We start from the raw sequence: 1,098 nt of genomic DNA, 5'->3' as shown, positions 1-1,098 counted from the left end.
CATCAGCAAAACGTTATCAAGAAGTCTTCTGGAATGGAGCGCGAAACAGGGTGAAAGCCCCGTATTGGAAACAAGTCTGCTGTGAGTCAGTTCCAGAGTAGCGGAGGTTGGAAATCTTTCGTGAATCTGACAGGCATCGACTGTCAAAGCTAAATACTCTTCGAGACCGATAGTGAACAAGTAGCGTGAGCGAACGCTGAAAAGTATCCTCCAACGGGAGGTGAAATAGGGCTTGAAATCAGATGGCGATGGAGCGACGGGGCACACAAGGTCCTGTGATAAACGACCGAGGCGCGAGCCTCCAGTAGGACTCACAGGAAGCCGGTGTTCCGTCGTACGTTTTGAAAAACGGACCAGGGAGTGTGTTTGTCTGGCGAGTCTAACCGGTCAACCCGGGAAGGCATAGGGAAACCGACATGGCCGCAGCGCTTTGCGCGAGGGCCGCCGTGTTCAAGCGCGGGGAGTCAGACGGACACGACCCGAATCCGGACGATCTACGCGCGGGCAAGGTGAAGCATGACGAAAGTCATGTGGAAGCCTGTTAGGGTTGGTGTCTTACAATACCCTCCCGTGACCTGCGTGTAGGGGTGAAAGGCCCATCGAGTCCGGCAACAGCTGGTTCCGACCGAAACATGTCGAAGCATGACCTCCGCCGAGGTAGTCCGTGAGGTAGAGTGACTGATTACCGTGTCCGCCCTCGAGAGAGGTCGGCGCGGTTGTCAAACTCCGAACTCACTGACGCTTTTGACGCGGGGAGTCCGGTGCGCGGGGTAAGCCTGTGTACCATAAGGGAGACAACCCAGCGCCGGGTTAAGGTCCCAAAGTGTGGATTAAGTGCGATCGAAGGTGGTCCCGAGCCCTAGACAGCCGGGAGGTGAGCTTAGAAGCAGCTACCCTCTAAGAAAAGCGTAACAGCTTACCGGCCGAGGTTCGGGGCGCCCAAAATGATCGGGGCTCAAATCCACCACCGAAACCTGGCCACACCCGTCACAGGGTGGTTGCGTAGGTCGGCGCTCCGCGTGGATGGAAGCATGGGATAGATCTCGTGTGGACCGCGTGGTGACGAAAATCCTGGTCGTAGTAGCAGCGAAAGTCGGG

The 1,098-nt window shown here is 56.7% G+C and carries 1 rRNA gene; it reads left to right on the top strand.

The features are described from left to right. A 23S ribosomal RNA gene (locus tag N5098_RS02305) occupies positions 1-1,098 on the top strand; the annotation flags it as partial.

This window comes from Halovenus rubra (assembly GCF_026586665.1).
In the GTDB taxonomy this organism is placed as follows: Archaea; Halobacteriota; Halobacteria; order Halobacteriales; family Haloarculaceae; genus Halovenus; species Halovenus rubra.
Note: the sequence above shows the minus strand (reverse complement) of the source record. Positions and strands in the feature narration are given on the sequence as shown.